Source organism: Terrabacter terrae (assembly GCF_039529575.1).
In the GTDB taxonomy this organism is placed as follows: Bacteria; Actinomycetota; Actinomycetes; order Actinomycetales; family Dermatophilaceae; genus Terrabacter; species Terrabacter terrae.
The window spans coordinates 1-2,410 of record NZ_BAAANB010000148.1 but is presented as its reverse complement, the minus strand read 5'-3'; the positions used below and the strand labels follow the sequence as shown (position 1 = coordinate 2,410).

4 protein-coding genes are annotated in these 2,410 nt (G+C 70.1%); 3 read left to right on the top strand and 1 reads right to left on the bottom strand.

What is annotated here, in order from left to right:
* The 3 genes from arsB to ABD194_RS20090 form a co-directional block, all read left to right on the top strand.
* Positions 1 to 1,076 (top strand): ACR3 family arsenite efflux transporter (gene arsB / locus ABD194_RS20100; RefSeq protein WP_343994814.1); only part of this gene is annotated, 1,076 nt, incomplete at its 5' end.
* 46 nt (positions 1,077 to 1,122) lie between these two features.
* Complete coding sequence (locus ABD194_RS20095; RefSeq protein ID WP_343994812.1) at positions 1,123 to 1,446, top strand: ArsA-related P-loop ATPase; 324 nt, start codon at positions 1,123 to 1,125, stop codon at positions 1,444 to 1,446.
* On the top strand, positions 1,443 to 1,856 hold the full coding sequence (locus tag ABD194_RS20090; protein WP_343994810.1) for an arsenate reductase ArsC: 414 nt from the start codon (positions 1,443 to 1,445) through the stop codon (positions 1,854 to 1,856). The genes ABD194_RS20095 and ABD194_RS20090 overlap by 4 nt, the downstream gene beginning before the upstream one ends.
* Before the next feature lie 27 nt (positions 1,857 to 1,883).
* On the opposite strand, the gene ABD194_RS20085 is transcribed toward ABD194_RS20090, so the two are convergent.
* Positions 1,884 to 2,258 (bottom strand): ArsR/SmtB family transcription factor, encoded by a 375-nt coding sequence (locus tag ABD194_RS20085; protein ID WP_343994808.1) that lies wholly within the window; start codon positions 2,256 to 2,258, stop codon positions 1,884 to 1,886.
* Positions 2,259 to 2,410: the final 152 nt, after the last annotated feature.

The window sequence follows — 2,410 nt, the reverse complement described above, 5'->3', positions numbered from 1 at the left end:
TCGCCATGCTCGCCGGCCTGCTCCTCGGGCGGCTCATCCCGGGCCTCGGCGAGGGGCTGTCACGTGTACAGGTCGACGGTGTCTCGCTGCCGATCGCCCTGGGCCTGCTGGTGATGATGTACCCCGTCCTGGCCAAGGTCCGCTACGACCGGCTGGATACCGTGACCGGGGACAGGCGCCTGCTCGTTGGGTCGCTGGTGCTCAACTGGGTCGTCGGGCCGGCGCTGATGTTCGCCCTCGCCTGGATCTGTCTGCCCGACCTGCCGGCCTACCGCACCGGCTTGATCATCGTCGGGCTCGCCCGGTGCATCGCCATGGTCATCATCTGGAACGACCTCGCGTGCGGCGACCGTGAGGCAGCCGCTGTCCTCGTGGCCCTCAACTCCGTGTTCCAGGTGCTCGCCTTCGCTGGTCTCGGCTGGTTCTACCTCTCGGTCCTTCCCGGCTGGCTGGGCCTGGACCAGACCGGCATCTCCGCCTCCACGTGGGACATCGCCCGGTCGGTCCTGATCTTCCTCGGCATCCCCCTTCTCGCGGGGTTCCTGTCCCGCCGCCTCGGGGAGCGAGCACGCGGGCGGGCCTGGTACGAGGGGACCTTCTTGCCCAGGATCGGCCCATGGGCGCTCTACGGGCTGCTGTTCACGATCGTGATCCTCTTCGCCCTGCAGGGTGACGCCATCACCTCGCGGCCGCTGGAGGTCGCCCGGATCGCGATTCCCCTGCTGGTGTACTTCGCTCTGATGTGGGGCGGCGGTTTCGGCCTCGGTGCCGGTCTGGGCCTCGGCTACGAGCGCACGACGACGCTCGCATTCACGGCCGCCGGCAACAACTTCGAGCTCGCGATCGCCGTGGCCATCGCGACGTTCGGGGCAGCCTCCGGGCAGGCTCTGGCCGGCGTGGTGGGCCCGCTCATCGAGGTGCCGGCCCTCGTGGGTCTGGTGTACGTCAGCCTTGCCCTTCGCCGGCGTTTCCACGCCAAGCCCGTCAACGTGGGCGCGGGCCCCCCGTCCCCGGCGGTGGCGTCCTCCACGGAGCGCTCGGGCTCGGCCCCGGCCGCTCAGGGCCGCGATGCTTGAGACGTGCGCCGACGAGTCGGCACGAGCGGTCGCTGACCGGCCATCCGTGGTCGCTCGCCGTCCGCACAGAGAGGTTGCTGCTGATGACCGCCACGTCGCTCTGGAGGCGCTGCCCCGGTTCGCATTCTTCACCGGCAAGGGCGGCGTCGGTAAGACCTCGCTGGCCTGCGCCGCCGCCGTGCGCCTGACCGGGCAGGGCACGCGGGTCCTGCTGGTGAGCGCCGACCGGGCCTCGAACGTCGGGCAGGGCTTCGACCTCACCGTCGGCAACACCGTCGCCAGCGTCCCGGGTCTGGACGACCTGGAGACCGACCCGCAGCAGGCGGCCGAGGCCTATCGCGTACTCGACAACCCAGGAGTCATCGCATGAGCAAGCCGTCCGTCCTGTTCGTCTGCGTCCACAACGCAGGCCGCTCCCAGATGGCGGCCGGCTACCTGGCCCACCTGTCCGGCGGCGCCGTCGAGGTCCGCTCCGCCGGGTCCGAACCCGCCGATCAGGTCAACCCTTCGGCGGTCGCGGCCATGGCCGAGGAGGGCATCGACATCACCGCCGAGACCCCGAAGATCCTCACCACCCAGGCCGTCAAGGAGTCCGATGTCGTCATCACCATGGGCTGCGGTGACACCTGCCCCATCTTCCCCGGCAAGCGCTACGAGGACTGGGAGCTCGAGGACCCGGCCGGCAAGGGCGTCGAGTCCGTGCGACCGATCCGCGACGAGATCAAGCAGCGCATCCTCGACCTGCTCGCCTCGCTCGAGGTGGCTCCGGTCACCGGCTGATCCCGAGACCGACGGGACCCCGGGCCGTCAGGCCCGGCCCGGGGCCAGCAGCAGCGCCATCGTCGCGAGGACGTCGGCAGCGACCCGGTAGTACACCCAGGTCCCGCGCCGCTCGGACTCCAGCAGCCCGGCCTCGCGCAGCTTCTTCAGGTGGTGCGACACCGTCGGCTGGGACACCCCGACGTCCTGGATGTCGCAGACGCACGCCTCGCCACCCTCGGCGGAGGCGATGTTCGAGAACAGCCGAAGCCGCACCGGGTCCCCCAGCGCCTTGAACATCGCCGCGGCGCGCTCGGCGTCCTCGACCCCGAGCGGGCCCCGTGTCAACGGCGTGCAGCACAGCTGACCTGCGGCGCTCCCGCTGGACGGGGTCACGTCCTCAACGTCCAGCAACTTCGACATGCGTCTATCTTGACGTTCATCGAACCAGAGTGCAAGATGAGCCACAGCGCGGCATCGACAAGTATCGAAGTAGACATGCGCCGGGTGTCACCGACGCCAGAACCGGAGGTTCCACCGTGACGACCCCGACTGACACCCACCCGCTGCCCACC